Genomic DNA, 1,276 nt, shown 5'->3' with positions numbered 1-1,276 from the left:
TCACTGATGAGAGAGTTAGTCCGGGAAAATGAGGTTAAATTAAGTGATTTAATTTATCCGATATTCGTCGAAGAAAATATCTCAAGCGAGGTTCCAATTCCCGCTTTACCTGGTTTGGCCAGAATACCGGAAACACAGCTTGCTTCTGAAATAAAAGAGCTTTATGCGTTAGGGATTCGATACGTGATGCCATTCGGCATTAGTCATCACAAAGATGAAATAGGTAGTGATACATGGAACAGCAACGGTCTGCTTAATCGTATGATCACCACTATAAAATCTGCGTGTCCGCAAATGATGGTGATACCCGATATCTGTTTTTGCGAGTATACCACGCACGGGCATTGCGGTACATTGGCCAATCACGACGTAGATAACGATCAGACTGTGACAAACTTAGTCAAGCAGTGCATCAATGCAGCACGCGCCGGGGCCGATATGCTAGCACCCTCTGCCATGATGGACGGTCAAGTCATGGCTATTCGTCAAGGGTTGGATGACGCTGGGTTTTCTCGTGTTGCCATACTCGCCCATAGTGCGAAATTTGCATCTTCCTTTTATGGGCCATTCAGACATGCCGTTGAATGCGATCTTAAAGGAGATAGACGAACTTATCAGCTCGATTATGCCAATTCTAGACAAGCGCTAAGTGAAGCATTGCTCGATGAGCAAGAAGGGGCTGACATTTTAATGATAAAACCTGGCACGCCTTACTTGGATATCTTGACCAGCTTGCGCAGTAAAACACTGCTTCCACTTGCAGCATATCAAGTCAGCGGAGAGTATGCTGCTATCAAATGTGCCGCTCAAATGGGTATCTTAAACGAACAAGAAACAGTTTTAGAAACACTGACAGGTTTAAAACGCGCGGGGGCTGATCTCATCGTAACCTATTTCGCGAAGCAGTTCGCAATCTGGAATCAATGTGATTCATACACCCTATAACATATAAAGGCTTAACAATGAGGTCGAAGGACTATATCCTTTGCATTCTGATTATGGCTATATGGGGTCTTAATTTTTCCGTCGTTAAATTGGGACTAAATACGCTTGATCCAATGTTGCTGACCGGGCTGAGGTTTACATTAGCGGCTATTCCAGCTGTTTTCTTTGTGAAAAAGCCTGATGTGCATTGGTTTTATCTGGCTGCCTATGGTTTAACTTTTTCGGTTGGAGTGTGGGGACTTTCAACATGGGCGATAGGTGCTGGTTTATCACCAGGCATGGCCGCTTTGTTAATTCAGACGAATGTTGTTTTCGGCTTAGTGCTTGGCTG

At 44.4% G+C, this 1,276-nt stretch carries 2 protein-coding genes; both read left to right on the top strand.

The window, feature by feature from the left end; translation table 11 throughout:
• On the top strand, positions 1-945 hold a 945-nt coding region (hemB, locus tag LG30_RS0107855; RefSeq protein WP_033130156.1), incomplete at its 5' end, for a porphobilinogen synthase.
• A 17-nt stretch (positions 946-962) separates the two neighbouring features.
• On the top strand, positions 963-1,276 hold a 314-nt coding region (locus LG30_RS0107850), incomplete at its 3' end, for an EamA family transporter (protein WP_033130155.1).

Origin of the sequence: Aeromonas aquatica, assembly GCF_000764655.1 — a bacterium.
GTDB classification, from domain to species: Bacteria; Pseudomonadota; Gammaproteobacteria; order Enterobacterales; family Aeromonadaceae; genus Aeromonas; species Aeromonas aquatica.
The sequence above is the reverse complement of the archived record's forward strand: the minus strand, read 5'-3'. Positions and strand labels throughout refer to the sequence as shown.